Genomic DNA, 26,536 nt, shown 5'->3' on the forward strand with positions numbered 1-26,536 from the left:
GATGTGCGTTGCGCCTTCGACAAGGAGACCCCGATGCCCGCCGACGACGATGAAACCTACATGCGAATGGCGATCGAGGTCGCGCGGTCGAAAGGTTCCGACCCGTCGACATCGCCGCTCGGCTGCGTGATCGTGCTCGACGGAAAGGTGATTGCCGCCGAGCGCAATCAGACGCACGAATTGCCCGATGCCACCGCGCATGCGGAAATGATGGCGATCCGCCGTGCCTGCGAGGACACGGGCGAACTCGAACTGCGCGGCGCGACGCTCTATTCGACGTTGCAGCCGTGCGGCATGTGCACGATGGCCTCGATCTGGTCCAAGGTCGGTCGTGTAGTCTACGGGGCGGGCAAGGATGACGTGCACCCGATGTATTTCGAGGCGCGTCACGTCGATACGCTGAGCTTCATCGGCGATGCCTATCGCGACGACATCGTGATCGAGGGCGGCTGCCTCGCCGACGCGTGCGCCACCCTGTATTATGGGCCCGACGCGGATCTCCCCAAGGAAGAACAGGCAAATCTATGAGCGACGCTCCCCTCACCGACGTCAACACCGCGAGCGCCGAGGAACTCGATCAGATCCCGGGGCTGCACGGACATGGCTTCGAGATCGTCCGCTATCGCGGCGAGCGCGGTCGTTTTACCGATCTGCGCCAGCTCGACGAGGTGCCCGGCCTTACCGGCAAGGCAGACGCGAGCAAGGCGGCGCTGACGGTCGGGCGCGACGGGCTTTAGGACCGCGCGCCCGTCCCGCACTTCACGCATCCCATGCTCTTGAGCGTCGTGCGCACGGCATCATCCAATGGGGTGCGCGGCTCGGGTCCGAGCCTTGCGACGAGACGGGCATTCGTCATCCGGACTGGCCGGTCCCACAGATATTTCATCGCCAGCACCTCGCGAATCGTGGGCACGAACGGCGCCATCAGCCGCATGATCCACCAGGGTGTCTTTCGGACCGGCACCGCGGGATCGCCGAGCGCCCGACAGATCGCGTCGGTCATCTGCGTACCGTCGGCATCCCACAGGCCTTCCATGTGGAAGCTGGCGAAGGCATCGAGTCCGTCGGTCTCGAGCAGCCGCATCATCGTCTCGGCCACGTCGGGCAGATAGGCCCATTGATGCCCGACGCCGCGCCGACCGGGATAGGTGACGGCAGCGGGGCGCTTGCCCGCCGGCGCCAACTGCGCGAACCAGGTGTTCAGCGCCCCCGGCCCGAAGAAATCGCCCGCACGCACGATCAGCACGGTCCCCGCCTTGCTGTCGGCGAACGCGCGGAGCCGGCGCTCCATCTCGACGCGGATGGCGCCCTTGCGGGTACCGGGATGCTGGGGCGCGTCGTCCGCAATCTGGGGGAAGGCGTCGGGGCCGTAATTATAGACGGTGCCTGGAAAGAGGATCCGGGCACCGTTGGCGCGTGCAGCAGCGATGGTATTGTCGAGCATCGGCAGCACGAACGTATCCCAGTCGCGATATCCCGGCGGGTTCACCGCATGGACGATGAGCGCTGCACCCTCGGCCGCAGCAGCGACGTCGCGGGCGACCATCGCGTCGCCGGCGTGCCACTCGAAGCCATGCTGGTCAGCCACGCCGTCGGGCGCGCGGTGCAGGGCCCGAACGTGCCAGCCGCCTGCGTCAAGCCGTCGCGCGACCGCGCCGCCGATCCCGCCCGTTGCGCCCAGTACCAATGCGATCTTGCGTTCCATGTTGCGTCCTCCACTGCGTGTAACGGAGCAATGCGCGGGATCTGGACTCAACGAAATCGCGGAAAACTGGCGATCGGGTATACGCAAACAGATGAACATGCCGAGCTGGGATCTGTACCGCACGTTCGACGCGGTGTTGCGTACGGGCTCCTTGTCGGGCGCTTCGCGAAGCCTTGGGCTGACGCAGCCGAGCGTCGCGCGGCATATCGATGCGCTGGAGCAGGCGATCGGCCGCGATCTGTTCGTCCGAACGCACCGCGGCCTCACGCCCACCGCTGCCGCCATCGAGCTCAGACCGTATGCCGAACTGCTCGGATCGACCGCGGCGGCGTTGCTGCGCACCGCGGATGGCGGCGCCGGTACGGTCGCCGGAACGGTCCGGATCAGCGCGAGCGAGGTGGTGAGCGCCGAGCACCTCCCGGCAATGCTGGCGCGACTGCGGCTGCGCCATCCCGCCCTCACGTTCGAGCTGTCGGCGTCGAACACCGTCGATAACCTGCTGCAGCGCCAGGCCGATATCGCCGTCCGCATGGTGCAGCCAACGCAACAGTCGCTGATCGCGCGCAAGGTCTCGCCGATCCCGCTCGGTCTGCACGCGCATGCGGACTATCTGGCGCGGCGCGGCACTCCGTCGACCTTGGCCGCGCTCGCGGACCATGATCTGATCGGTTTCGATACGGAAACCCCGGCGATCCGCGCCATTGTCGAGCGTTTCCCCGAACTGAACCGCGCGGCCTTTGCGCTGCGGGTCGATAGCGACCTCGCACACCTTGCCGCCATCCGGGCGGGCTTCGGGATCGGCATCTGCCAGCTTCCGGTTGCGGCCCGTGATCCGCGGCTCGTCCGGATACTGCCCGACGGCTTCGCGATGGATCTGAGCGTCTGGATCGTGATGCACGAAGATCTGGGCAACAGCCCCCGCTGCCGTGCCGTGTTCGACGCGCTCGTGGCCGAGTTCAGTTCACTGTAGCCATGCCCTTCTGGGTAGTTTCCGGGGCTTAGCGATACGCCGTCGACGCGCGCAAAGCACGATTTTCGGACAGAGGATCGCAGGCCATGAGCAGCTATACATTCGTCGGCAGTGGCATCGCCTCGCTCGCTGGGGCGGCCATCCTGCTGCGCGATGGCGACGTCGCCGGCAAGGACATCACGATCCTCGAGGAAAGCCACCAGAGCGGCGGCGCGTTCGATGCGCACGGCACCGCGCAGGACGGCTATTTCATGAGCGGCAGCCGCATGTTCGAGGCGATGTACCAATGCACCTTCGCGCTGTTCGCCGGCATCCCCTCGGCGACCGACCCGGCCATCTCGGTGACCGAGGAGACCAACCGGGCGGCCAAGAGCTGGCCGTGGGACAACAAGGTCCGGCTGGTCAATCTCGACGGCAGCGTGCGCGACGCGCATGCGATGGGCTTCAGCGCGCATGACCGGATCAACCTGGTCACCCTGATCGGCGAGCCCGAAAGCCTGCTCGACGACAAGCGCATCACCGATTGCTTCACCGCGCATTTCTTCGAGACCAATTTCTGGATGGAATGGTGCACGCTGTTCGCGTTCGAGCCGTGGCACAGCGCGATCGAGTTCCGCCGCTACCTGCGCCGCTTCGTCCACCATTTCTCGACGATCGACGTCCAGCACGACATCTATCGCACCGTCTACAACCAGTATGACAGCATGATCGTCCCGCTGATGACGTGGCTGAAGGACCGCGGCGTCCAGTTCCGCCACGGCGTGCGCGTCGAGGATCTGGGCTTCGCCGCGGGCAGCGACGCGGTCACGGTGACGAGCATTTCGACGATGACCGCCGATGGGCCGGTCGCGATACCGGTGGCGACGGGCGACCTGGTGTTCGTCACCAACGGCTCGATGACCGCCGACAAGGCGTTCGGATCGATGACCAAGGCCCCCGGCCTCGATACGACCAGCCATTCGGGCGCGTGGAACCTGTGGGAGAAGCTGGCGCAAGGGCGCCCCGCGTTCGGCAACCCTGCCGCGTTCAACGGCAATGTTGCGGAGAGTTCGTGGATCTCCTTCACCGTCACGGTCAACGACCCGCTGTTCCTCGAACTGATGGAGCGTTTCAGCGGAGTTGCTGCGGGCACCGGCGGGCTGATCACCTTCAAGCAATCGGCGTGGCTGCTGACGCTGTCGATCTATCACCAGCCCTTCTTCCCCGACCAGCCCGAGGGTGTCGCGGTGTGGTGGGGGTACGGCCTGTTCCACGATCGGCCCGGCGATTACGTCAAGAAGCCGCTGGTCGACTGCACCGGCGCGGAGATTTTGGAGGAAGTGCTCGGCCATCTGCGCTTCAGCGCACCCGATACCGCCGCGGTGCTCGCCGCCTCCAACTGCATCCCGTGCGCAATGCCGTACATCACCAGCCAGTTCATGCCGCGGAAAGCGGGCGACCGGCCGCTGGTGGTGCCGACCGGATCTACCAACCTCGCCTTTCTCGGCCAGTTCGCCGAGCAACCCGACGATGTCGTGTTCACCGTCGAATATTCGATCCGCAGCGCGATGACCGCGGTCTACACGCTGCTCAAGCTCGATAAGGCCCCGCCGCCGGTCTATAAGGGGCTGCACAGTCCCCAGGTGATCATCGACGCGATCCGGACGCTGCACCGCTAGCGCCCCCAGACCGCCGACCCGGCCCGGGACGCGCCACGGCGCGCGTCCCGGTCAGAAGCGCATTGACCCCGTTTCCATGAAGCGCTGATGCCACGACAAGGCCTCGCCCGGCAGCGACGGTGACTGCTGGCCATAGGACCCGACCCGCGCCCGCGCATAATAATCGGCGAGCGCGGGGCGGTAATCGGGATGCGCGCAGCGTTCGATGATCAGCGTCGCGCGCTGCTTGGGGCTGAGCCCGCGCAGATCGGCGAGACCCTGCTCGGTCACCAGCACCTGCACGTCCTGGCTGATATGGTCGACATGGCTCGCCTGCGGCACGATCGCGGAGATCTTGCCGCCCTTGGCGGTCGATGGCGTCATGAAGATCGAGACATAGGCGTTGCGCGCGAAATCGCCCGATCCGCCGATGCCGTTCTGGATGCGCGATCCCATCACGTGCGTCGAATTGACGTTGCCATAAATGTCCGCCTCGATCAGCCCGTTCATCGCCAGGCAGCCCAACCGGCGGATCAACTCGGGATGGTTGCTGATTTCCTGCGGGCGCAGGATCATCGCGTTGCGGTAGCGCCCGAGATCGGCGTTGAGCCGCGCCGCCGCCTCGGGGCTGAGCGAGAAGGCGGTCGCCGACGCCATCCGCAATTTGCCCGAGTCGAGCAGGTCGAGCATCCCGTCCTGGATGACTTCGGTGAACGACGTCATGTCGCTGAACGGGCCGTCGACAAGACCAGTCAGCACCGCATTGGCGATGTTGCCGACGCCCGACTGGAGCGGCAGCAGCGACGCCTGCAAGCGCCCGCGCGCGACCTCGTGGGTGAAGAACTCGATCAGATGCCCGGCGATCGCATGCGCCGCGGCATCGGGTGCGGCGAACGGCAGGTTGCGGTCGGGCGCGTCCGTCTCGACGATCGCGACGATCTTGTCGGGATCGACGCGAAAGTACGCCTCGCCGATCCGGTCGTCGGCGCGGACCAGCGGGATGGGCACGCGGTGCGGCGGCAGCGCGGTGCCGTAATAGATGTCGTGCATCCCTTCGAGCGCGGGGTTCTGCCAGCGATTGACCTCGAGGATCACCTTCTCGGCACGATCCAGCCAGGTCTTGTTATTGCCCACCGACGAGGAGGGAATGAGCGAGCCGTCGGCGCGGATGCCCGAGACTTCGATGACCGCGGTGTCGAGCGGTCCGAGAAACCCCTGCCACGCCATCGGCGCGACCTGACTCAGATGCATGTCGAAATATTCCATCTCGCCGCGATTGATCTTTTCGCGCGCGATCGGATCCGAATTGTAGGGCAGCCGGAATTCGATGCCGTCGGCCTTCGCCAGCGCGCCGTCGAGCTCGGGGCCGGTCGAGGCCCCGGTCCAGATCCGCACGCGGAACGGGTGTCCGGCGGCATGCTCGGCCTCGATCCGCGCGGCCAGCGCCAGCGGGACCGCCTTGGGATAGCCCGAACCGGTGAAGCCGCTCATCCCAATCGTGCTGCCCGAAGTGATGAGCGCGGCCGCTTGCTCGGCGCTCATCACGCGCCCGCGCAGGGTCGGGTTGTCGATGCGAATGTTGCTCATCAGAGGCCTCGTTTCACCGGGCCGCAGCCCATGCCGTCAGACCCCGCGTTCGAAGGTCGCTACCGCTCGGCCCGTGGGAACGCTCGTCCGCGCGGTGCCTATGCTCATTGCGACCGAAACACCACCATCAACCCGCATGGGTGCCCCTTCCAGCATCGCGTCGCACCGTCCATATGCCGCCGGAGTATCTCGCTTTCGGGCTTGCCTCCGCCCCTGCCCGCGCCCGGCTGGTGGCGCGCGTGGCAGCGCGCTGTTGACCGCGCTGAGCACGACCGGCTGCGTGCGGGCGCCGCGCGTCGATGCGAGGTCACGCGGCGCCCCCACCGCGATCGTCGCCGGGACGCGCTGCGTCCGACATCCCGGGCCGCTCCACGCCAAGCCGTTCGACATGACGACGAAATATGCCGCTGTGGTGCGCGAGGCCGAAGGGCGACGTTCGCGGCGGCTTGAAGCGCTGGACGCCCTGCCACGGCACCGTTGGCGAACAGTGCCCCGATCATCCCGCGCGTCGTTTCCGCCGCGAACACCGTCCGTATCCGCCATTCGAGATAAATCTTCAGAAGGTCGATCTGTGAGATGACAGACCCAAAGCATTTGGTATAGCTATAGAACAAATTACCGCGAAACGGAACTCTGATGGCCGATATCGACGTCCTGGTAAGTGAGGTTGGCCCGCGCGACGGGCTTCAGAGCATCACCCGCATCATGCCGACCGCGGCGAAAAAGGCGTGGATCAGCGCGGAAGCCGCTGCTGGCCTGCGCGAGATCGAAGTGGGCAGCTTCGTCCCCGCCAAGCTGCTGCCGCAGCTTGCCGACACCGCCGAGATCGTCGCGCATGCCCGGACCATTCCAGGTCTCACCGTCGCGGTGCTGGTGCCCAATGCCAGGGGCGCCGAGGCGGCGATCAAGGCCGGCGCGCACAAGATCACGCTGCCGCTGTCGGTGAGCGAGACGCACAGCCTTGCCAATCTCCGCAGGACGCATCCGCAGGTGCTCGCCGAGGCGAAGCTGATCGCCGAGATGATCAAGGCGCTGCCGACAAGCGAGCGGCCGCATTTCGAGGGGTCGCTCTCGACCGTGTTCGGCTGCACGCTCGAGGGGATGATCCCCGACGCGCAGGTCGCCCGCCTCGCCGAGTCGCTGATGGCGGCGGGCTGCGACGAGGTCGGGCTGTCCGACACGACCGGTTTTGCCGATCCGGCCGCGGTCAAGCGCCTTATCAAGGTGGTCAGGGGTGTCGCAGGCGACGCCGCGCTCACCGGCATCCATCTCCACAACACGTGCGGGCTCGGGCTCGCCAATGCGCTGATGGCGCTCGAATGCGGGCTGACGACGCTCGATTCCTCGCTCGGTGGCCTTGGCGGCTGCCCGTTCGCGCCGGGTGCCTCGGGCAATATCGTGACCGAGGATCTGTGCTTCATGCTCGCGTCGATGGGGCTCAAGACCGGGATCGACCTCGACGCACTGGTCGCGGTGCGGTCAATTCTCGCCGAGGCTTTGCCGGGCGAACCGCTCTACGGCTTCCTTCCCGATGCCGGCCTCCCCCTTGGATGGAAAGACGCAGCATGACACTCGGTACGAAAATGGTGCGCTCGGACAAGACCGCGCGCGAACTGTTCGAAGAGGTGATGGCCAATCCGGCGCGCAGCAAGTTCGGCTTCGGCGAGAAGCTCGCGATCGTGAACATCGATTTCCAGAACGCCTATACGCGGATCGACGAGTTCAAGACCGCGTACGAGACCGACCCGCGCCAGATCGAATACGCCAACACGATCTCGCGGCTTGCGCGCGAGAAAGGCATGCCGGTGATCTGGACCCACGTCGCCTATATGGATGACGCGAGCGACGCCGGGGTGTGGGGCACGCGCACCGACACGCCCGACAGCCTGCAGAACATCAAATACGACAGTCGCCGCCACGCCTTCGACGATCGTTGCGAGATCGATCATGCCAAGGTCGCGGTCTACACCAAGCGGATGCCCTCGCCCTTCTTCGAAACGCCGCTGCAGAGCCTGCTGGTGTGGCACAAGGTCGACACGGTGGTGATCACCGGCGGCTCGACCTCGGGCTGCGTCCGCGCCGCCGCGGTCGACAGTCTCAGCCGCGGCTATCGCACGATCGTTCCGATCGAGACCTGCGCCGACAAGCATGAGAGCTACCACTTCGCCAATCTGACCGATCTCCAGCTGAAATATGCCGATGTCGAGCCGGTCCAGACGGTGATCGACTGGCTGGAGGCACGTTGATGCAAGAAGGCGCCCCCGATCCCGCGCTGTACGACTTCTCCCCGTACCGCGGCCGCAAGCCGCTGGTGTGGCCCGGCAACAAGCAGGTCGCGGTCTGGATATCGCCCAATCTCGAATATTATGAGATCGACCCGCCCGCCAATCCGCACCGCAAGAGCTGGGCGAGGCCGCACCCAGACGTCGTCGGCTATGCGCACCGCGACCATGCCAATCGCGTCGGCCATTGGCGGATGGCCGAGGTGATGAGCAAGCACGGTTTTCCCGGCTCGGTCTCGCTGTCGGTGGCGCTGTGCCAGCATCACCCCGAAGTCGTCGCCGACGGCGTGGCGCGCGGCTGGGAGTTCTTCAGCCACGGCATCTACAACACCCGCTATTCGTACGGGATGGACGAGGCGCAGGAGCGCGCGATCATCGAGGATTCGATCCGCACCGTGCGCGAAGCAACCGGGCAGACGATCCGCGGCTGGCTCGCGCCTGCGCTGACCCACACGCCGCGCACGCTCGACCTGATCGCCGAATACGGGATGGACTATACCTGCGACCTGTATCACGACGACCAGCCGATGCCGGTCAGGACCGCCCGCGGCGACCTGATCTCGATGCCCTACAGCCTCGAGGTCAACGACCATTACGGCTTCTTCATCTACAATATGAGCCCGCGCGAATACGCCCGAACGCTGATCCGCCAGTATGAGCGGCTCGCCGATGAAGCGGAACAGGAAGGCGGTGCCGGCGGCACGGTGATGTGCATCCCGCTCCACTCCTATCTGATCGGCCAGCCGCACCGCATAGCCGCGTTCGAGGAAGTGCTCCGGCACATCGCCGCCGACGGACGCGCCTGGATCACCCGCGCCGGCGACATCGCCGATGCTTACCGGGGGCAGATCGCATGAGCCTCGACCCGACCTATCTGGACTATGCCAAGCGCCGCTTGGGGTATGACCACGACCTCTATCCGTACGAGGCCTTGCCAGAGCGCGCGCCGATCGCCTGGCCCGACGGCAAGACGGTCGCGGCGTGGATCGTCGTCAGCCTCGAATGGTTTCCGATTCTACCCAGCGACACCCCGTTCCGCGCGCCCGGCCACATGCAAACGGCCTATCCCGATTACCGGCACTATACCGCACGCGAATATGGCACGCGCGTCGGCTTCTACCGGCTGCTCGATTCCTTCGCCACGGCAGGTGTGAGCGTATCGGTCGCGGTGAACAGCGCGATCGCCGAGCGTTACCCCTCGATCATCCGCGACATGGTCGCGGCCGGGCACGAGATCATCGCGCATTCGACCGACATGAACGGGACGATCGCGAGCGGACTGCCGATCGACGAGGAACGCGCGCTGATCGCGCAATCGCTCGACACGCTCGAAAAGGTCGCGGGAACGCGGCCGCGCGGCTGGCATTCGATCGCGCGTTCGCAGAGCTTCAACACCGTGCGCCTGCTCAAGGAAGCGGGCGTCGACTATTGCGTCGACTGGGCGAACGACGAGGCGCCGTGGGCGTTTTCGAACGGTCTGGTCAACGTCCCGCTCAACCACGAACTGTCCGACCGCCAGATTCTCAACGTCCAGCAGCAATCGGTCGACAGCTATGCCGAGCAGATCCTCGACGCGCACGACTGGCTGAGCAAGGAAGCAGCGGCGCAGGGGGGCGGACGGTTGCTGCCGCTGCACCTCACTCCGTACATCATCGGCCTGCCCTATCGCATGGACGCGTTCGAGGCGTTGCTCGCAGACCTTGCGGCGCGGCCCGACACCTGGTTCGCCCGCGGGGACGAGATCGTCGATCGCTTCCGCCGCGTATCATGATCGAGCACGCGCCCACGGTGCCGGCACCGCGCGGACCGAGACACGCGCTGCGCCGCGCAACGATCCGGTCGGCGATCTGCCCGCCCCGCTTGGCTCGATGACGCTCGACGACGGGTTCGACATGCCCGCGTATCTCGAGCGCGGCGACGTCCATCGGGTGCCCGGGGGCAACCCGCAGGACGACGGTTCGCCCCTGCGGCGCGCGGCGATGGATCGCGGCGGCGCGGCCTGCTGACATACGACCGCACCCAGTCGCGCGTCAGAACTCGAAGCGCACCCCGACACGGTAGAGCCGCCCGACGATGTCGTACAAAGCTGGGTTGGCATAGGTCGGCGACGGCGCCGGGTCGTGATCGAACGCATTGTCGACCTTGAAATAGGCGGTCAGCTTCTTGGCGAAGGTGTAAGACCCGCCAATGTCGAAATAGAACGCGCCGGGCATGAAGTTCTTGTCGATCGTCGGCGCGTTGGCGGTCGAGACCGGGCAATTGCCCGCCGCGCAGACGACATATTGATTGCCATAATTGCCGTCGCTGAACCAGCGCTCCTGCAGCGTGAAGCTGAAATGGTCGTTGGCATAGCTCTGGATCGCGAGCCACTTCCAGCGTGGCGTCGATCCGGTGTTCACCCCCGCCGAGTCGGTTGGTGCGACGCCCGGCAGGCCCGGATCGGTGATGAATTCGAAGATGTGCGTGGCGAGCGCGCGGATCGTGAAGCTGCCCGGCAGACCCAGCGGGCGCTGCCAGCGATAGCTTGCCTCGGCATCGAAGCCGTCGGTCTTGATCGACGCCAAATTGAACGCCTGGACGTTGATGAAGTTCGGCCCCGACTGGTTGTTGAGGTTGTACGCGCTACAGGTCTGCGGCTGGATGTTGCGGAAGCACAGATCGACGATCTGCGCCGCGCTCAGGCTCGAGATGACGTCCTTCACCTTGATCCGATAGTAATCGAACGACAGGCTCAGGCCCGGCAGCCACGGCGGGTTCGAATAGACCGCGCCGATCTCGGTGTTACGCGCATTCTCGGGCTTGAGGTTGGGATTGCCGATCGCATTCTGGATCGCGACGACGTTCACGTTGCGGGTCGGATCGAGGAAGTTGGGCAGCGTCGTCGTCACCGGCGCAGCGAACAGCTCTGACAGATTCGGCGCGCGCACATCCTTCGAGGTGACCGCGCGCAGCCGCAGGCCCGTAATCGGCGTCTCCCACGTTCCCCCGATCTTCCACGTCCAGTTGGTGCCCGACGTGCTGTATCCGGTCACGCGCGCGGCGCCGTTGAGGTTGGCGCGGCCGACCGTGTCGGATTTGAACAGCGGCAGGTTGAGCTCGAGAAAGCCCTCCTTGACGTCATACGTGCCGCTGCCGTTCTTGTAATTGCCCGCGTACCAGTTGTTTCCGGCAGCCAGCAGCGTCGGATCGGCGGGATAGTCCGCGTTGCTCGGGCTCAGATCGGAGACGCCCGCGCCATAGGGGTCGGCGCGGACCGAATACGCTTCGCGGCGATACTCACCCCCGAACGCGACCGCGAGCGGCCCCGCCCACAGATCGATCGGCGTGCCCGAGAAGGACAGGCTCGCCACGTTCTGCGTCATCCGCAGCCGCTGGCGCGGGCCCTTCGCCGGCTGGACATATTGCAGTGCGGCCGCAGAGGGCGTCGCGCCGCCGATGATGTTGAGCGGCACGCAGCCGTTCGCGCGCGCTACCGGATCGGCGCAGACGATCGCGCCATTCAGCGAGATCGCCTGGATCGCCTGGTTGAAATGCGGTGTGAGCACGACGTTCTTGACGTCGACGGCGGTCGTATTGAGGCCATGCTCGTAATAGGCGTCATACGACCAGTCGGTCCCGAACATCCCGAACTTGCCCTTCAATCCGCCGACGAAGCGATATTGCCGGCGGTCGGTATCGACCCGCGTGTTGGGGAGCAGCGCGTTGGCGGTGCCGAACTGGAACTGCGTCACCCCCGCGGTGGCGCACGCCTGCTGGACCGATGCCGGTACGAACGGGTTCGCGCACTGCAACACCAGGCCGGTCTTGTTGGCGCCGTTGGTCGGCTGGTTGTGCGTCCGCACCTGGCCGATGTTCACGGTGACATAGGCCTCGTTATTCTCGGCGAAGTCGTACCCGATGCGGCCATAGCCATCGACGCGCTGGATCGCGGACTGGAGCGTCCGTCCGGTGTCGGTGTTGCCCGACAGATCGCCCCCGACGCAGAAGCCCGGGAAGCATCCGTTGACCGCGCCGTTGGCAGCGCGCGACGGGGTGCCATTCGAGCCGTATTGGAACTGGAACGGCTGCCCGGCCTTGTCGAAGGCGATTCCCTGCAGGGGGCCTGCGGTGATCAGGCCATATTTGGTGAAATTGTACGGCTGCGCGTAATCGCGCATGACATATTGCGGCGAGCCGTCATTGGTGACGTTGCGGTTGATCATCGTCGTCTGGGTGAACCAGTCGCGACCGCTGGCGAGGCTGGTCCCAAAATCGCCCGGGCCGACGCCGCCCTCCTTTGCGAATTCACCGCTGACGACAACGTGCAGCCGATCCTGCAGAAATGACCGCCCAGCAGCGAGCTGGATGAGCCCCTGCCCGTCATCGCCATAGGTGCTGATGCCGCCCTGCACATTGCCCTTGAGGCCGGTGAAATGCGTGTCGGTGATGAAGTTGACGACCCCGCCGACCGCGTCCGAGCCGTAGGAGGCGGAGGCGCCGCCATTGACCACGTCGACGCGCTGGACGAGCAATTGCGGGAACAGGCTGATATCGGTGACGCCGGTATAATAAGCGCCGACGACGCGCTGCCCGTCGAGCAGCGTGAGCGTGCGGATCGTGCCGAGCCCACGCAGCGAGAAAGAGCTCAGCCCCTGCTGACCGCTCGATGTGCTGAAGGTGTTGGTGGTCGATCCGCTCGATCCCTGCAGCGAGGGCAATTGCGCGATCGTCGTGAAGATGTTGGGCTGAGCGTTGTTCTGGATCTGCGCGACATCGACCATCGTGGTCGGCGTCGGCGCGGTGAAGCCACTCGCCTTGATGCGCGATCCGGTGACAACGATATCGCTGGCGGTCTGATCGCCCTGGCTGACGCCCGGAGCGCGCTCGGCATCCTGTTGCGGAGCCGGCGCGGGTGCGGTGCTCTGAGCGAAAGCCGGTGTCGCCGCCGATACGACGATCAACGCGACGGCGCTGCCCGTCAGCAGCGCACGATGGCGCCCCCGATTGGCCGCGTATTTTGAGGTCGGCCGCGACGACGATGGATGCTTCATGGATTTTCCCCTCTCCCTCAACCGTCGGTGCGTTGCGCACCTGATGGCGTGAAACGGTCCCGTCGCGCTGCTCTGCGTTGATACGGTAACGTTATCATCGATGACTACCGAGACTTGACAGGAGAGTCAATACTCCGACAAGAAACCTCGCGTAGCGGTCCGAATTGGGTCAAAAAACCAGTCCAGGGCGGCGCCGTGCTCTGGAAGTTCGGCAGAAGCAGGGTATGTGAGCGTTACCATACGATCGGGAGACGGATTCGCGTGAACGATACGGCACACACCCGCACGCCGAGGTTGCGGCCGTTCCCTTATCTGCGCTGGAGCATCATCGCACTGTTCGTCGGCGCGACGATCCTCAACTATCTCGCGCGCTCGGTGCTCGGCGTGGCGGCGCCGGTGATCCTGCGCGAACAGGCGATCTCGAGCGAGCAATATTCGTGGATTACCAGCGCCTTTCAGGTCGGCGTGATGTTCCAGCCGGCGATCGGCTATCTGCTCGACGGCGCCGGGCTGCGGATCGGCTTCACGCTCTGCGTGGCCGTGTGGTCGCTGATTACGATGGCACATATCTGGGCGCAGGGCTGGCCGTCCTTTGCCGGCTTGCGCTTCGCGCTCGGGCTCGCCGAGGGCTCGGCGCAGCCGGCCGGGCAGAAGCTCGTCGCCGAATGGTTTCCGGCACGCGAGCGCGGGCTGGCGGGCGGGATCTACAATATCGGCGCGTCGTTCGGCGCGGTCTTCGCGCCGCCGCTGGTCGCTTGGGCGGTCCTGACGCAGAGCTGGCGGCTTGCCTTCCTCGTCGCCGGTGCGCTCGGGCTGATCTGGTGCGTCGGCTGGCTGTTCTGGTATCAGACCCCTGCCCGCCACCGCCGCCTGAGCGCACGGGAGCGCACCCATATCGAAGCGGGGCAGGAGCAGCGGCTGTCGGCCGGCGCGAAACGCCAGCGCCTGTCCAAACTGCTCGGGCGCCGCGAGCTCTGGGGCATTGCGCTGCCGCGGATGTTGGCCGATCCGGTGTGGGGGATGCTGTCGTTCTGGATGCCGCTCTATCTCGTCCGCGTGCGCGGTTTCGACCTGACCCAGCTCGCGATCTTCGCCTGGTTGCCGTTTCTCGCTGCCGATCTCGGCTGCCTGTTCGGGCCCGCGGTGGTGGCCTATCTCCAACGCCGCGGCGTCGACCTGATCGACGCGCGGCGCTGGGCCTTTTCGCTTGGCGCGGTGTTGATGACCGGGATGGCGTTCGTCGGCATGGCGTCCAACCCCTATGTCGCGATCGCCTTGCTGTGCCTTGGCGGATTCGCGCACCAGACACTGTCGGTGACGGTCATCACGATGGCCTCCGACCTGTTCCCGCGCGACGAAGTGGCGACGGTCGCGGGCTTTGCCGGGCTGGCAGCCAATCTCGGGGTGCTGCTGTTCACGCTCGTTCTCGGGCGGCTGGTCGATCAGATCGGCTATGGCCCGTTCTTCCCGGTGCTGGGCATGCTCGATCTGCTCGGCGCCATCCTCCTCTGGACGCTGGTACGCAAACCCAAATGACGCACCTCACCAATCCCGTGCTGCGCGGCTTCAACCCCGATCCCTCGATCGTGCGCGTCGGCGACGACATCTATATCGCGACCTCGACCTTCGAATGGTATCCGGGCGTGCGGATCCATCACAGCCGCGATCTCGTCCATTGGCGGCTGGCGGCGCGCCCGCTCGATCGTCCGAGCCAGCTCGACATGCTCGGCGATCCCGATTCATGCGGCGTGTGGGCGCCCGATCTCAGTTATGCCGACGGCCGCTTCTGGCTGATTTACACCGATGTGAAGCGCTATGGGCAGACCACGGTCAACGGCGCGACGGGCGTGTCGCTGCGCGATTTCCACAATTACCTGGTCACGAGCGAGACGATCGAGGGGCCCTGGTCGGATCCGGTCTTCCTCAACGCCAGCGGATTTGATCCGGCGTTGTTCCATGACGATGACGGGCGCAGCTGGCTGCTCAACATGCTGTGGGACCATCGCCCCGGCGGTTCGCGCTTCGCCGGGATCGTCGTCCAGGAGCTCGACCGGGCGACGCTGACGCTGCTCGGCGAGCGCCGCGTGATCTTCGAGGGGACCGCACTCGGTTTCACCGAGGGGCCGCATCTCTACAAGCGCGATGGCTGGTATCATCTGCTGGTCGCCGAAGGCGGAACCGGCTGGGACCATGCCGTCGTGATGGCGCGGTCACGCTCGCTGTTCGGGCCATACGAGGTACATCCCGATGGTCCGGTGCTTACCGCTGCGGGCCGGCGTTCGGGGCCCCTGACGCGGACCGGGCATGGCGATCTGGTCGAGCTGGCCGACGGGACGACGTGGATCGCCTATCTGTGCGGACGCCCGCTGCCCGGGCGCGAACGCTGCGTGATGGGGCGCGAGACCGCGCTGCAACCGGTGCAATGGGGCGCGGATGGCTGGTTGCGTACGCGCACCGACGGCGCCGCGCCCGACCCGCATCCGGCGGCGCCGGCTCTGCCGTCCGCGCCGTGGCCCGAGATCGAATGGGACGGCGAATTTGCCGATCCGGTCCTGCCCGAGGAATTCCAATGGCTGCGGACCGCGCAGACCGAGGCGCTGTTCAGTCTGACCGAGCGCCCCGGACATCTGCGCCTCTACGGTCGCGAAAGCATCGGCAGCAGCTTTCGCCAGGCATTGGTCGCGCGCCGGCAGGAGCATTTCCGCTACACCGCGACGACGCAGCTCGAGTTCGACCCGGCCAACTTCCAGCAGGCCGCCGGGCTGATCTGCTACTACAACAGCACCAAGTTCCACTATCTCCACATCACCCGCGACCAGGGCGCGCGTCAGCTGCAGGTGATGAGCGCCTGGCCCCACGATGGCAGCTGCACGATGACGCTCGTCACGGACGCGCTCCCTGACGGCGCGCTCGATTTGCGCGTCGTGGTAGAGGACGACCGGCTCCGCTTCGGCTGGCGCCGCGCAGGCGACATGGCGTGGCACGACGCGCCTGGGATCCTCGACGCGAGCATCCTGTCGGACGAGGCCTCGCTCGGCGGATTGCCCAATTTCACGGGCACCTTCGTCGGCATGGCATGCCAGGATATGGCGGGCACAGCGATCCCGGCCGATTTCCGCTCGTTCCGCTACGAAGGCCACGACCCCGGCTGATCGGGCGTCACGCGTCCGCTGGCGCGGCGGTCGACTGGCGATGGACCAGCCCATGATCGAGGACGTGATCACCCGCGCGCGCCGACGGCGCGGCGATTTCGGCGACGAGCAGGCCGAGCGCCTCGGCGGCGAGCTTGCGCACCGGCTGGTTGATCGTGGTGAGCGGCGGCCACAGCATCACCGCGGCGGTGGTATCGTCGAAGCCGACCACGGTCAGCTGCCCGGGCACGTCGAGATGCCGCCGATGCGCGACCGAGACGACCGCCGCCGCCATATCGTCGTTGCTCGCGAAGATCGCGGTCGGCGCCGACGGCGCGGCGAGCAACTGCTCGCCCGCGACGAGCCCCGAGGCATAGCTGAAATCCCCCTGTGCAATCATCGTCTGCACGTCGCCAGCCTCGCGCACCGCAGCGTGGAAACCCGCGAGCCGCTCGGCGCTGGCCGACTGATCGGGATTGCCGACGACGAAGCCAAGCCGCCGGTGGCCCAGCGCGATCAGGTCGCGCGTCATCTCATAGGCCGCGCGCCGATCGTCGATCCGCACGCAGATCGCGCCGTCCACGCCATGCGCGCCGACGCACGCGACGGGCAGCTCGGCGTCGCGCAGCATCTGCAACACCGCCGGCGACTCGCCGAGCGGCGGCGCGAGGATGACGCCCGAGACCCCCGACGCGACGAAATCCTCGAGGTCCGATTGCGCCGGCGGACGCCCCGCCTCGCCTTTCAACAGGATCAGCCGCGCGCCGCGCACCGTCGCTTCCTCGAAGACCCCGGTCAGGAAATCGCTCATGAACGCTGCGCTCGGGTTCGAATAGATCACACCGATCCGCAATTCGCCCGATGTGACCAAGCTGCGCGCGGCAACGTTGGGCGAATAGCCGAGCGCACGGATCGCCTCGACCACGCTCGCACGCGTCTCGGGCCCGACCCCCACGCGACCGTTGATGACGCGCGATACCGTCATCGGGGAGACCCCGGCCCGTGCCGCCACGTCGATGATCGTCGCGCTACGCCCGCGCGTCGGACTTCTTGCCAATGCTCACACCCTTGCCGAGCTGTCGATCCGCCTCGCTACCAGCCGGAATGGCCTCCGCCCAGAGCGATCGACACTCCGAAACGCGCGATCGCCGAAAAAGCGGCTGAGGATCATGGTTACGTTATCATATCGACGGAAATTGTGGCGAGTGCGCTCGGCGGCGGGTGTAGGGACCATCGGCGCTAACGAACGGGCAACCGCCAAGCATGGGGCACGTCCTCCCGAACTTGACACCGGATCACGAGCAAGCGATTTTGTCCGACAATAAAGATGCCAGGCGAGGTTTTGCATGTCCGATCACTGTACGAACCAGCCGCGCCGCAATTTTCTGCTCGGGGTAAGTGTCGGCGCACTGGCCAACTGCCTGCTCGTCGATCCCGCGCCGATCCTGGCGGCGCCTGTTGCGGGCACCCCGCCCGTTACCAAGCTCCAAGCGTTCGATCTCGCCGATGTGACGCTTCTCGAGAGCCCGTTCCTCCACGCGCAACGCATGAGCGAGGCGTATCTGCTGTCGCTCGACCCCGACCGCCTGCTCCACAACTTTCGCGTCAACGCCGGCCTCGCGGCGAAGGCCCCGGTCTATGGCGGATGGGAATCGGAGCCGATCTGGGCCGACATCAATTGCCAAGGCCATACGCTCGGCCATTATCTGTCGGCCTGTGCGCTGGCCTACCGGTCGACCCGGGATGCGCGCTTCAAGCTGCGGGTCGAGCATATCGCGAGCGAGTTGGCGGAATGCCAGAAGGCCTCGCGCAGCGGGCTGGTCTGCGCCTTCCCCGACGGCCCCGCGGTCGTCGCGGCGCATCTGCGCGGCGAGAAGATCACTGGCGTGCCATGGTACACGCTCCACAAGATCTATGCCGGACTGCGCGATGCCGTCTTGCTCACCGACAGCGCGACATCGCGCGCGGTGCTGTTGCGCCTCGCCGACTGGGCGGTGGTCGCGACCCGGCCGCTGAGCGACGCGCAGTTCGAGACCATGCTCGAGACCGAACATGGCGGGATGAGCGAGACCTTTGCCGATCTGTTCGCGATGACCGGCAATGCCGACTATCGCCTGCTCGCCGAGCGCTTCGCGCAGAAGGCGGTGCTCGCCCCGCTCGCGCAGCGGCGCGATACGCTCGACGGGATGCACGCCAACACGCAGATCCCCAAGATCATCGGCTTCCAGCGCGTCTGGGAAGCGACCGGCAAGCCCGAATATCACGAGGCGGCGGCATTCTTCTGGAAAACCGTGGTGCTCAACCGATCGTTCGCGAGCGGCGGGCATGGCGACAACGAACATTTCTTCCCGGTGGCGGACTTCGCCGATCACGTCTTTTCCGCCAAGGGATCGGAAACGTGCGGCCAGCACAACATGCTCAAACTCACCCGGTCGCTATTCCTCCACGATCCGCAGCCGGCCTATGCCGATTTCTACGAGCGCACGCTCTACAACGGCATCCTCGCCTCGCAGGATCCCGCGAGCGGCATGGCGACCTATTTCCAGGGTGCCCGCCCCGGCTACATGAAGCTGTATCATACGCCCGAGCATTCGTTCTGGTGCTGCACCGGCACGGGCATGGAGAACCATGTCAAATATCGCGACTCGATCTACTTTCACGACGCCGACGCGCTCTATGTGAACCTGTTTATCCCCTCGTCGGTGGCATGGAAGGCGAAGGGTGCCGCGCTCACCCAGACCACGCGCTTCCCCGACGCACCGGCGACGACGCTCAAATGGACTGCGCGACGGCCGGTCCATGCGGCGCTGCGCCTGCGGCATCCGGGCTGGAGCGCAACCGCGATCGTCCTGGTCAATGGTGCGGAAGTGGCGCGGTCCGCAAACCCGGCAAGCTATGTCGAGGTCGCGCGGACCTGGCAGAATGGCGACGTGGTCGAGCTGCGGCTGGCGATGGAGGTCGCCGTGCACCACGCGCCCGCCGCGCCGGACATCGTCGCGCTCACCTACGGGCCGCTCGTGCTGGCGGGGGCGTTGGGCCGCGCGGGATTGGCGCCGGGCGCCGACATCATCGTCAACGAACGGAAATATGGCGATTACAACGATGCACCGTTTGCGGCGCCGATGCTGACGGGCGATCCCGACAGCATCGGGCGCGCGGTCAGTCCCGGGGATCGCCCGCTCGAATTCACGATCGCCGCGTCCAATCAGGCGCCGGTGCGCCTGATTCCGTATCATCGTATCGCGCACGAGCGCTACGCGACCTATTGGAAGCTGACGCCCGAGCACCGGACCGATCGACCAACGTGACGATCCGGCGGCCGCTCTAGCCAAGGGGTTCCCCCGTCGGCGCTCCTGCTCCCGCCAGGCGCGCGCGCTGCAAGGCGACGTGCCAGCGAACCGGCCGAAAGGCCTATGGACTACGCCAACGGGGACCCGCGATGCCATCGACCAAACCGCCCTCGGGCTTCAACCGCCGCGAAACGCTGGCCGCCAGGCTTGCGCTCGGCGCCGCGCCGTCGCTGCTGTCGGCTCAGCCACCGGCAGCACCGCAGCGCGATCGGCTCTGGTATCGGCAGCCGGCCGGACTGTGGACCGAGGCGCTTCCGCTCGGCAACGGCCGGCTCGGGGCGATGATGTTCGGACGGGTGGCGCAGGAGCGCTTGCAGCTCAACGAGGACTCGCTGTGGGCGGGCTCCCCCTACGACCCCGACAATCCCGAGGCGCTCGCCGCGCTGCCGCAGGTGCGCGCGCTGCTCGCTGCGGGGCGGTATAAGGAAGCAACCGACCTCGCCGCGGCCAAGATGATGGCCAAGCCCTTGTCGCAGATGCCGTACGGCTCGCTCGGCGACCTCCTGCTCGACTTCACGGCGGCGCGGCAGCCGAGCACGTATGAGCGCGAGCTCGACCTCACGACCGGCATCGCCGCCACGCGCTACAGCGATGGCGCAGCGCGGTACACGCGCGAAGCGTTCGTCTCGGCACCCGATCAGGCAATCGTGGTGCGGCTCGAGGCAGCGGGTGGAACGCTAGACTTCGACCTCACCTATCGCGCGCCCCGCTCGGTCCGCACACCGCGCGCGCAGTTCGGCGAGGGTGCCGCTCCGCTTGCAAGTTCGACCACCGAGTGGCTGCTGCGCGAGGACGCTCGCCCCGCCAAGCCCGGCGTCGTCATCGCCCCAGACGGCGCGCGCGCGATCCTGGTCACCGGCGGCAACGAAGCGTCGAGCGGCATTCCGGCGGGGCTCCACTACGCGCTGCGCGTCCACGCAGCGGGCGACGGCACGATCGTCACCAGCGACCGGGGCATCCGCGTGCGCGGGGCTCGGCAGGTGACGCTGCGGATCACCGCCGCGACGAGCTACGTCGATTTCCACGACACGCGCGGCGATGCCGTCGCCAAGGCGCGCGCGGCGGGGGTCGCTGCCGAACGGCACGCCTATCCGGCGTTGCGCCGCCGCCATGTCGCCGACCATGGCGCGCTGTTCGGCGGCTTCACGATCGACCTCGGCACCAGCGCGGCCGCCGCCCTGCCCACCGACCGGCGGATCGCGGCGGCCGAGGACGGCGGCGATCCAGGGCTCGCCGCGCTCTACCTGCAATATGGCCGCTACCTGCTGATCGCCTCCTCGCGCCCGGGGACGCAGCCGGCCAATCTGCAGGGCATCTGGAACGAGGGGACCACCCCGCCCTGGGACAGCAAATATACGATCAACATCAATACCGAGATGAACTATTGGCCCGCCGATCCCGCTGCGCTCGGCCTTCTGATCGAGCCGCTGGTCCGCATGACCGAGGCGCTGGCGATCCGCGGCGCGAAGACCGCGCGGACGATGTACGGCGCGCGCGGCTGGGTGGCGCACCACAATACCGACCTCTGGCGCGCGACTGCGCCGATCGACGGGCCACTCTGGGGGCTGTGGCCGTGCGGGGGCGCATGGCTGTGCAACACGCTGTACGACCATTGGGACCATAGCCGCGACGATACCTTGCTCGCGCGGCTCTACCCGCTGCTGCAGGGGGCATCGCACTTCTTCCTCGACACGCTGGTCGAGGATCCGAAAGGGCGCGGCCTTGTCACCTCGCCCTCGCTTTCGCCAGAGAACGAACATCCGTTCGGATCGTCGCTCTGCGTCGGGCCGGCGATGGATCGCCAGATCATCCGCGACCTGTTCGCCAATACGGTGGCGGCGGGACGACGGCTGCGGAGCGACCCCGCCTGGCTTGAACAGGTCGATGCCGCGCGCGCAAGGATCGCGCCCGACCGGATCGGAGCGGCGGGACAGGTGCAGGAATGGCTCGAGGATTGGGACGAGGCCGCGCCCGACGTCCACCACCGCCATGTCTCGCACCTCTACGCTGTCTATCCGAGCGCGCAGATCAACGTCCGCGACACGCCCGCCCTGATCGAGGCCGCCAAGGTCAGCCTGCGCCGTCGCGGCGATCTCTCGACTGGCTGGGCGACCGCGTGGCGGGTCTGCCTGTGGGCGCGGATGGGCGAAGGCGATCATGCCCACGCCGTGCTGAGCGGCCTGCTCGGCGCGAAGCGCACCTATCCCAACATGTTCGACGCGCATCCACCGTTCCAGATCGACGGGAATTTCGGCGGAAGCGCGGGAATCCTCGAAATGCTGCTGCAGTCGTGGGGCGGTGAACTTCGCCTCTTGCCCGCGCTTCCCTCGGCCTGGCCCGACGGCGCGATCAGCGGTTTTCGCGCGCGCGGCGCGCTCCGCGTCGACCTGCGCTGGCGGCAGGGCCGTCCGAGCGCGTTGGTGGTGCGCGGGCCGGTGGAGTCGACCGTCGCGGTGCGATCGGGCGCCGAACGCTTCGAGCTAACGATCCCCGCTTCGGGACGCGTCACGCGGGAGTGGGGTTAGCGTTTGATCGGCTTGACCGGCGGTTCGGTCGTCAGCCGTGCTGGCGCCGCGCCGTTGACCCGGATCGCGGGACGGCATCGGACTGCCGGCGGATCAGGGTGTAGTCGACCAGCATATGCGGATCGGCAAGCACGTCCACATCGCCCGCACGCTGCGCCCGGATCGCCTGCACCAGCAGCTCGACGGCCTTGCGCGACATCTCGGTCACCGGCTGGCGGATCGTCGTCAGCTCGGGCCAGATCGTCGTCGCGAGTGCGGTGTCGTCGAAGCCGCACACCGTCAGGTCGCTGGGGACGTCGAGCCCGCGCCGATGCGCGATCGCGACGCTCGCTGCCGCCATGTCGTCGTTCGACGCAAAGATCGCGGTCGGCGGATCCAGCAGCGCAAGCAACACGTCCGCCGCAGCCAGGCCCGAGCGATAGGTAAACAGCCCCTGCTCGATCAGTTCGGGGGCATCCTCGAGCCCCATATCGGCCAGCGCGGCACGATGCCCCGCAAGCCGTTCGGCGCTCGCCGCCTGGTTGGGGTTGCCAATGATGAAGCCGATCCGGCGATGCCCGAGCGCGCCGAGATGGCGCGTCATGTCATAGGCGGCGCGGTGATCGTCGATGCTGACCGACAGCGCCCAATCCGGCGCGCGCCCGGTGGCGACCGCGACGATCGGCAGGCCGGTCGCGCGGATCACGTCGAGCACGGCGGGTGAATCACTGAGCGGCGGCGGCAGCACGATGCCATCAACGCGAGCACTCACCAGATGCGCGACCGCCGCCTCGGCGTCGCGCGCGTCGTCGCATTTCTCGACGAGCATCTGCACGTTGCTGCGGCTCGCCTGGTCGAGGCTGCCGACGAGAAATTCGCTGAGATAGGCAAAGCTCGGATTGGAGTGGAGCAGGCCGATGCGGATCTCCTCGCCACCTGCCAGCGTCCGCGCGGCGGCATTGGGCGCGTATTTGAGCGCGGCAACCGCCGCCTCGACACGCCTGCGCATCTCGTCGCGCACCCCGCCCTTGCCGCTGACCACGCGCGAAACGGTCATCGGCGAGACGCCGGCATGCGCTGCGACATCGCCGACCGTCGGCACGTTGTGCCGCCGCGAGCTGCGCGTTTCCTTCATGCCGTTCCCTCTGCCCTCTTTTTCTACCGATAGGCGGAGGTCCGCCGCGGACGCAAGCAAATGCTCGATCCGAACCGGTCCAGTCGCGGGACTGTACGAGACGACTCCGAGCGAAGAACGCCGCGCTTGGCTCGCGGCGATCGCGGCAGTGCGGCGCAGCCTGGGGTGGATGAAGGCCCGCATTCTCGTTGGCGCGACCGAGACCGATTGGACATCCCCCCCGGTTACCAAGCCGCGTCCGGCAGCGCAGATCGCGCATGGGCCGATGCATCGAAAGCGGCTAGAGCCTGCTCTGCATGCCAAGCGATTTCCCCGCCTTCGCACCGCCACCGCGTCGCTCGACACGGCGAGATCGGCTGGTCACCTGGATCGCGCGCAGCGCGTGCCGGCCGGGCAGCGCGCCGCACCCGTCCCGCGTCTGCCGTCAGCCCGTTCCAGACCCATGAACGGCGCGCTTACCCCGGTGTCCGATCACGGCCAGGCGCAGGTCGGCGCGGGCGGCGCAGTGCGACATCCGAATTGGACGATTGCGGCGACGATGCTCGCCTCGAGCCTGGCGTTCATCGACGGCTCGGTGACGAACGTCGCGCTCCCCGCGATCGGCGCGACGCTGCACGGCGACGCCGCGGCCGTGCCGTGGATCATCAACGCCTATCTGCTGCCGCTCTCGGCGCTGCTGCTGCTCGGCGGCGCGGCGGGGGATCATTTCGGGCGCCGGCGGATGCTGACGCTCGGCATCGTGCTGTTCGCGCTGGCATCAGCCGGGTGTGCGCCGGCGCCCAATTTGCCCGTCCTGCTCGCAGCGCGCGCGGCACAAGGCGTGGGCGCGGCGATCCTGATGCCCAACAGCCTCGGCATCCTCGGCAGCGCGTTCGAGGGCGAGGCGCGCGGGCGTGCGATCGGAACCTGGGCGGCGGCCGGTGCGATCGCCAGCGCGATCGGCCCGCCGCTCGGCGGCTGGCTGGTCGAAACGGTCGGCTGGCGGGCGATCTTCTACCTCAACCTCCCCGTCGCGCTCGCTGCGATCGTCGTCGCGCGCCGCTACGTCGCGGAAAGCTGAGGCAGTCCGCAGCAGCTCGACTGGCGCGGGGCGGTGCTGGCGACCGGCGCGCTCGGAACGCTGACCTGGGCGCTGACCTTGTGGTCGAGCCGCCACGCGGCATCGAGCGGGACATGGATCGGCCTCGGCGCAGGTCTCGCTCTGCTGGCGGCGTTCCTCTGGGCCGAGCACCGCGCCGGCGACCGCGCGATGATGCCGCTCACGCTGTTCGCGTCGCGACCGTTCGTCGGACTGAGCGTGCTCACCCTCCTGTTGTACGGTGCGCTGGGCGGCTTGCTCGTCTCGCTTCCCTATCTGCTGATCGTCGGGGGCGGCTATTCGCCGAGCCAGGCGGGGTTCGCTTTGCTGCCCTTTTCGATCGTGATCGGCCTTGCCTCGCGGCTCGCCGGGCGGCTGGCCGAGCGGATCGGGCCGCGCTGGCCGCTCACCATCGGGCCGCTCGCCACCGGTCTGGGGTTCCTGGTGATGAGCCGCATCGATCCGTCCGCCAGTTACTGGACCGGCGTGCTGCCCGGCATCGCGATCGTTGCGCTCGGCATGGCGGGGGCGGTCGCGCCGCTGACCACCGCCGTCCTGGCATCGGTCGACGATCGGCACACCGGCACCGCATCGGGCTTCAACAGCGCGATCGCGCGGACCGGCGGCCTGATCGCCACCGCGCTCGCCGGCGCGGTCATCACCGCATCGGGCGCGGCGCTGATCGGCCAGTTCCGGACGGCGGCGCTCGCCGCGGCCGTATCGGCGATCGCCGCTGGGGCGACGGCGTTTTGGACGCTGGATCGCAAGGACAGCGGTCGGAGCGCGACAGCCAGTTAGGCGTGCAGAAATGGCGAAGGCGCCCTGCGTGTGAATGCCCTTCTATTGCCGTTGACGCGCCCAACGTTGCCCGATCAACGTGGAGGGCATCATATATTTCTGGATACGGTCGCAATCAAAGCTAAATTCTAGGCAAATATCCCTGCAAACAGCAATTATGCCGGCACATGTTCCGTCCCCTCAATATCTCATATGCGTAAATTCTAATGAGAATGCACGCCTACCCATTAGCTTGCCAATACGTTTCATGTGCGCTAAATAGGAGTCATATATCAGTACAACGGGAGCGTTGTTACAAATGGCCATATCAACTGAACTTCTCCCAGAGGTCGATGTCCCGTTTTATCGGCGCTATCCCGACATGGCCTTGCTTGATCCGCATGAACTCACGCAGCATTTTGAAACCCAAGGTGCAGCAGAAGGTCGATTAGCATCAGCAGCCGCCTTCCGGGAAAACTTTTTAGAATATCCTAGTCAGTCACAAAGCGTCCTTGAAATTGGTCCGTTTTGCAATCCTTGCATTCGCGGAGACCATGTAAAGTATTTTGATGTTTTATCCTCGAGCGATCTCAAGGCCAGGGCTGAAAAGATCGGATATCCTATAATTGATGTTCCGAATATTGACTTCTTCTCCCCCAATGGCGACCTTGGAGTCGTCACGTCGGTATTCTCCGCCGTTCTCAGTTGTCATTGCATAGAACATCAAACAGATATCGTGAAGCATCTACGCGATGTCTCAAAAATTCTCGATCCGGGCGGTCGGTATTTTCTCATCGTTCCAGATAAGCGTTTTTGCTTCGATCAGTCCTTAGCCGATAGCACGATTGCAGATGTTATCGAAGCGCACATGGAGCAACGGCGCGCACATCGGATCGGTAACATCATAGAGCACTGGGCGCTTACAACGCATAACGATGCCGCGAGACACTGGCAGGGCGACCATACCGATTTGGACTACGAACTCAATCTGACGTCACGAATACAGTTCGCAGCAGAAGAATTCGAAAGGTTGAAGGGTGCCTATATCGATGTGCACGCTTGGAAATTCACCCCGTTGATATTCCGCAAAATCGTCACCCATCTAAACAAAATGGGCCTTATCGATCTATATCCCGAGCGGGTTTACCACACGCCCTATGGTCGCAGTGAGTTTACGGCTGTTTTGCGTAAAGGCATAGATAGCTGACGTAACGTTCAGTATTCTGATCGCAATGCGAAACAAATGACGGTGCGCCGATGTGAAGAGGCTTTTCTGCGACAAAAATGCTGGTGTTGCAGGAAAGCAACGCGAGCGTGGCTCGATACTTCTTAAAAAAGCGCAATTTACGA

At 66.1% G+C, this 26,536-nt stretch carries 21 protein-coding genes; 16 read left to right on the plus strand and 5 right to left on the minus strand.

Going from position 1 to position 26,536, the window contains the following annotated elements:
- Positions 1–33 precede the first annotated feature (33 nt).
- Both ACVWYO_RS21955 and ACVWYO_RS21960 read left to right on the plus strand, forming a co-directional pair.
- Complete coding sequence (locus tag ACVWYO_RS21955; RefSeq protein WP_457354444.1) at positions 34–528, plus strand: nucleoside deaminase; 495 nt, start codon at positions 34–36, stop codon at positions 526–528.
- Positions 525–737, plus strand: a complete 213-nt coding sequence (locus tag ACVWYO_RS21960; RefSeq protein WP_457354445.1) for a helix-hairpin-helix domain-containing protein — start codon at positions 525–527, stop codon at positions 735–737. Before ACVWYO_RS21955 ends, ACVWYO_RS21960 begins: the two co-directional genes overlap by 4 nt.
- Here ACVWYO_RS21960 and ACVWYO_RS21965 read toward each other — a convergent pair.
- Entirely contained in the window at positions 734–1,705 is a 972-nt protein-coding gene (locus ACVWYO_RS21965) for an NAD-dependent epimerase/dehydratase family protein (RefSeq protein ID WP_457354447.1), read from the minus strand. The genes ACVWYO_RS21960 and ACVWYO_RS21965 overlap by 4 nt on opposite strands.
- A gap of 91 nt (positions 1,706–1,796) precedes the next feature.
- Between ACVWYO_RS21965 and ACVWYO_RS21970 the strand changes: the two genes are divergently transcribed.
- Entirely contained in the window at positions 1,797–2,675 is an 879-nt protein-coding gene (locus ACVWYO_RS21970; RefSeq protein WP_457354449.1) for a LysR family transcriptional regulator, read from the plus strand.
- 86 nt (positions 2,676–2,761) lie between these two features.
- Positions 2,762–4,333 carry an oleate hydratase gene (locus ACVWYO_RS21975; protein ID WP_457354451.1) on the plus strand — a complete coding sequence of 524 codons (1,572 nt, stop codon included), beginning with the start codon at positions 2,762–2,764 and terminating at the stop codon, positions 4,331–4,333.
- A 51-nt stretch (positions 4,334–4,384) separates the two neighbouring features.
- On the opposite strand, the gene ACVWYO_RS21980 is transcribed toward ACVWYO_RS21975, so the two are convergent.
- Positions 4,385–5,899 carry an acetyl-CoA hydrolase/transferase family protein gene (locus ACVWYO_RS21980; RefSeq protein WP_457354453.1) on the minus strand — a complete coding sequence of 505 codons (1,515 nt, stop codon included), beginning with the start codon at positions 5,897–5,899 and terminating at the stop codon, positions 4,385–4,387.
- Positions 5,900–6,535: 636 nt separating this feature from the next.
- Here ACVWYO_RS21980 and ACVWYO_RS21985 point away from each other — a divergent pair.
- The 5 genes from ACVWYO_RS21985 (at position 6,536) to ACVWYO_RS22005 (ending at position 10,187) form a co-directional block, all read left to right on the plus strand.
- Positions 6,536–7,468, plus strand: coding sequence for a hydroxymethylglutaryl-CoA lyase (locus ACVWYO_RS21985; protein ID WP_457354455.1), 933 nt, complete (start codon positions 6,536–6,538; stop codon positions 7,466–7,468).
- Entirely contained in the window at positions 7,465–8,145 is a 681-nt protein-coding gene (locus ACVWYO_RS21990; RefSeq protein WP_457354457.1) for an isochorismatase family protein, read from the plus strand. Before ACVWYO_RS21985 ends, ACVWYO_RS21990 begins: the two co-directional genes overlap by 4 nt.
- Positions 8,145–9,038, plus strand: a complete 894-nt coding sequence (locus ACVWYO_RS21995) for a polysaccharide deacetylase family protein (RefSeq protein ID WP_457354459.1) — start codon at positions 8,145–8,147, stop codon at positions 9,036–9,038. Before ACVWYO_RS21990 ends, ACVWYO_RS21995 begins: the two co-directional genes overlap by 1 nt.
- Positions 9,035–9,952 (plus strand): polysaccharide deacetylase family protein, encoded by a 918-nt coding sequence (locus ACVWYO_RS22000; RefSeq protein WP_457354461.1) that lies wholly within the window; start codon positions 9,035–9,037, stop codon positions 9,950–9,952. The genes ACVWYO_RS21995 and ACVWYO_RS22000 overlap by 4 nt, the downstream gene beginning before the upstream one ends.
- A gap of 97 nt (positions 9,953–10,049) precedes the next feature.
- Positions 10,050–10,187, plus strand: coding sequence for a hypothetical protein (locus tag ACVWYO_RS22005; protein WP_457354463.1), 138 nt, complete (start codon positions 10,050–10,052; stop codon positions 10,185–10,187).
- A gap of 24 nt (positions 10,188–10,211) precedes the next feature.
- Here the strand turns inward: ACVWYO_RS22005 and ACVWYO_RS22010 are convergent, their stop codons facing one another.
- Entirely contained in the window at positions 10,212–13,211 is a 3,000-nt protein-coding gene (locus tag ACVWYO_RS22010; protein WP_457354465.1) for a TonB-dependent receptor plug domain-containing protein, read from the minus strand.
- Positions 13,212–13,472: 261 nt separating this feature from the next.
- Between ACVWYO_RS22010 and ACVWYO_RS22015 the strand changes: the two genes are divergently transcribed.
- Together ACVWYO_RS22015 and ACVWYO_RS22020 are read left to right on the plus strand one after the other, a co-directional pair.
- Positions 13,473–14,747: an MFS transporter gene (locus tag ACVWYO_RS22015; RefSeq protein WP_457354467.1), complete on the plus strand. Its 1,275-nt coding sequence runs from the start codon at positions 13,473–13,475 to the stop codon at positions 14,745–14,747.
- The gene (locus tag ACVWYO_RS22020; protein WP_457354469.1) at positions 14,744–16,363 is read left to right on the plus strand and encodes a glycoside hydrolase family 43 protein; all 1,620 of its coding nucleotides are present in this window, start codon (positions 14,744–14,746) and stop codon (positions 16,361–16,363) included. Before ACVWYO_RS22015 ends, ACVWYO_RS22020 begins: the two co-directional genes overlap by 4 nt.
- A gap of 7 nt (positions 16,364–16,370) precedes the next feature.
- Here ACVWYO_RS22020 and ACVWYO_RS22025 read toward each other — a convergent pair whose 3' ends face one another.
- The gene (locus ACVWYO_RS22025) at positions 16,371–17,399 is read right to left on the minus strand and encodes a LacI family DNA-binding transcriptional regulator (RefSeq protein WP_457354471.1); all 1,029 of its coding nucleotides are present in this window, start codon (positions 17,397–17,399) and stop codon (positions 16,371–16,373) included.
- A gap of 289 nt (positions 17,400–17,688) precedes the next feature.
- Between ACVWYO_RS22025 and ACVWYO_RS22030 the strand changes: the two genes are divergently transcribed.
- Both ACVWYO_RS22030 and ACVWYO_RS22035 read left to right on the plus strand, forming a co-directional pair.
- The gene (locus tag ACVWYO_RS22030; RefSeq protein WP_457354473.1) at positions 17,689–19,650 is read left to right on the plus strand and encodes a glycoside hydrolase family 127 protein; all 1,962 of its coding nucleotides are present in this window, start codon (positions 17,689–17,691) and stop codon (positions 19,648–19,650) included.
- 131 nt (positions 19,651–19,781) lie between these two features.
- Positions 19,782–22,217, plus strand: coding sequence for a glycoside hydrolase family 95 protein (locus tag ACVWYO_RS22035; RefSeq protein WP_457354475.1), 2,436 nt, complete (start codon positions 19,782–19,784; stop codon positions 22,215–22,217).
- A gap of 31 nt (positions 22,218–22,248) precedes the next feature.
- Here the strand turns inward: ACVWYO_RS22035 and ACVWYO_RS22040 are convergent, their stop codons facing one another.
- The gene (locus ACVWYO_RS22040; RefSeq protein ID WP_457354477.1) at positions 22,249–23,331 is read right to left on the minus strand and encodes a LacI family DNA-binding transcriptional regulator; all 1,083 of its coding nucleotides are present in this window, start codon (positions 23,329–23,331) and stop codon (positions 22,249–22,251) included.
- Between the two features lie 442 nt (positions 23,332–23,773).
- On the opposite strand from ACVWYO_RS22040, the gene ACVWYO_RS22045 reads away from it, so the two are divergent.
- From ACVWYO_RS22045 to ACVWYO_RS22055, 3 genes are all read left to right on the plus strand, one after another.
- On the plus strand, positions 23,774–24,391 hold the full coding sequence (locus tag ACVWYO_RS22045; protein WP_457354479.1) for an MFS transporter: 618 nt from the start codon (positions 23,774–23,776) through the stop codon (positions 24,389–24,391).
- A gap of 33 nt (positions 24,392–24,424) precedes the next feature.
- Positions 24,425–25,207 (plus strand): MFS transporter, encoded by a 783-nt coding sequence (locus tag ACVWYO_RS22050; protein WP_457354481.1) that lies wholly within the window; start codon positions 24,425–24,427, stop codon positions 25,205–25,207.
- 298 nt (positions 25,208–25,505) lie between these two features.
- Positions 25,506–26,393: a hypothetical protein gene (locus ACVWYO_RS22055; protein WP_457354483.1), complete on the plus strand. Its 888-nt coding sequence runs from the start codon at positions 25,506–25,508 to the stop codon at positions 26,391–26,393.
- Positions 26,394–26,536: the final 143 nt, after the last annotated feature.

It is taken from the genome of Sphingomonas sp. UYP23 (genome assembly GCF_054059235.1).

What these genes read in the sequence shown, in the direction of transcription:
- ACVWYO_RS21960 (WP_457354445.1), top strand. Translation starts at nt 525, where the DNA reads ATGAGCGACGCTCCCCTCACCGACGTCAACACCGCGAGCGCCGAGGAA.
- ACVWYO_RS22055 (WP_457354483.1), top strand. Translation starts at nt 25,506, where the DNA reads ATGGCCATATCAACTGAACTTCTCCCAGAGGTCGATGTCCCGTTTTAT.
- ACVWYO_RS22045 (WP_457354479.1), top strand. Translation starts at nt 23,774, where the DNA reads ATGAACGGCGCGCTTACCCCGGTGTCCGATCACGGCCAGGCGCAGGTC.
- ACVWYO_RS21995 (WP_457354459.1), top strand. Translation starts at nt 8,145, where the DNA reads ATGCAAGAAGGCGCCCCCGATCCCGCGCTGTACGACTTCTCCCCGTAC.
- ACVWYO_RS21965 (WP_457354447.1), bottom strand. Translation starts at nt 1,705, where the DNA reads ATGGAACGCAAGATCGCATTGGTACTGGGCGCAACGGGCGGGATCGGC.
- ACVWYO_RS22005 (WP_457354463.1), top strand. Translation starts at nt 10,050, where the DNA reads ATGACGCTCGACGACGGGTTCGACATGCCCGCGTATCTCGAGCGCGGC.
- ACVWYO_RS22000 (WP_457354461.1), top strand. Translation starts at nt 9,035, where the DNA reads ATGAGCCTCGACCCGACCTATCTGGACTATGCCAAGCGCCGCTTGGGG.
- ACVWYO_RS22030 (WP_457354473.1), top strand. Translation starts at nt 17,689, where the DNA reads ATGTCCGATCACTGTACGAACCAGCCGCGCCGCAATTTTCTGCTCGGG.
- ACVWYO_RS21990 (WP_457354457.1), top strand. Translation starts at nt 7,465, where the DNA reads ATGACACTCGGTACGAAAATGGTGCGCTCGGACAAGACCGCGCGCGAA.
- ACVWYO_RS22040 (WP_457354477.1), bottom strand. Translation starts at nt 23,331, where the DNA reads ATGAAGGAAACGCGCAGCTCGCGGCGGCACAACGTGCCGACGGTCGGC.
- ACVWYO_RS21955 (WP_457354444.1), top strand. Translation starts at nt 34, where the DNA reads ATGCCCGCCGACGACGATGAAACCTACATGCGAATGGCGATCGAGGTC.
- ACVWYO_RS22010 (WP_457354465.1), bottom strand. Translation starts at nt 13,211, where the DNA reads ATGAAGCATCCATCGTCGTCGCGGCCGACCTCAAAATACGCGGCCAAT.
- ACVWYO_RS21970 (WP_457354449.1), top strand. Translation starts at nt 1,797, where the DNA reads ATGAACATGCCGAGCTGGGATCTGTACCGCACGTTCGACGCGGTGTTG.
- ACVWYO_RS21980 (WP_457354453.1), bottom strand. Translation starts at nt 5,899, where the DNA reads ATGAGCAACATTCGCATCGACAACCCGACCCTGCGCGGGCGCGTGATG.
- ACVWYO_RS21985 (WP_457354455.1), top strand. Translation starts at nt 6,536, where the DNA reads ATGGCCGATATCGACGTCCTGGTAAGTGAGGTTGGCCCGCGCGACGGG.
- ACVWYO_RS22035 (WP_457354475.1), top strand. Translation starts at nt 19,782, where the DNA reads ATGCCATCGACCAAACCGCCCTCGGGCTTCAACCGCCGCGAAACGCTG.
- ACVWYO_RS22020 (WP_457354469.1), top strand. Translation starts at nt 14,744, where the DNA reads ATGACGCACCTCACCAATCCCGTGCTGCGCGGCTTCAACCCCGATCCC.
- ACVWYO_RS21975 (WP_457354451.1), top strand. Translation starts at nt 2,762, where the DNA reads ATGAGCAGCTATACATTCGTCGGCAGTGGCATCGCCTCGCTCGCTGGG.